Origin of the sequence: Thalassobacterium maritimum (assembly GCF_031127805.1) — a bacterium.
GTDB classification, from domain to species: domain Bacteria; phylum Verrucomicrobiota; class Verrucomicrobiia; order Opitutales; family Coraliomargaritaceae; genus Thalassobacterium; species Thalassobacterium maritimum.
In genome coordinates, this window is record NZ_JARXHW010000224.1 from 1 (window position 1) to 531 (window position 531).

Consider the following 531-nt stretch of genomic DNA (forward strand, 5'->3'; position numbering starts at 1 on the left):
AGCAGCCATTTAAAGCCCTTCGAGAAATCGGAGGGCTTTTTTGTTGTCTGGATTGCTGGAGATAATGAGGATTCAGACATGTATTTCGTCTACGTATTAGAGAATACAAGTGGCCGTCTATACATCGGGCATACCAACGATGTCGCTCGCCGAATCGAAGAGCACAATTCACCTGAGGGTAAAGGCCACTTAGGCAAATACACCCATCGCAACGGCCCGTGGTCTTTGTTGGGTTTTGAAAAGTTTGAAACACGCAGCGAAGCCATACGGCGCGAAAAGCAACTCAAGTCATGGAAATCCCCAAAGAAAGTTCGAGCCCTATTCGATCCCGGGCGGTAGAGTCCCGACAAAGTCGGGATTAATCACTTGGTCGCTGGTTCGCCTGCCCCGACTTGTCGGGGATCCCAGCGTGTCCGCCTGTCCCGACTTGTCGGGAAGCAGCCATTTAAAGCCCTTCGAGAAATCGGAGGGCTTTTTTGTTGTCTGGATTGCTGGAGATAATGAGGATTCAGACATGTATTTCGTCTACGT

1 protein-coding gene is annotated in these 531 nt (G+C 49.9%); it reads left to right on the forward strand.

The genetic code is table 11. The annotated features are described in order from the left end of the window. On the forward strand, nucleotides 1-339 hold a 339-nt coding region (locus QEH52_RS20135; RefSeq protein ID WP_308952758.1), incomplete at its 5' end, for a GIY-YIG nuclease family protein. Nucleotides 340-531 lie beyond the last annotated feature (192 nt).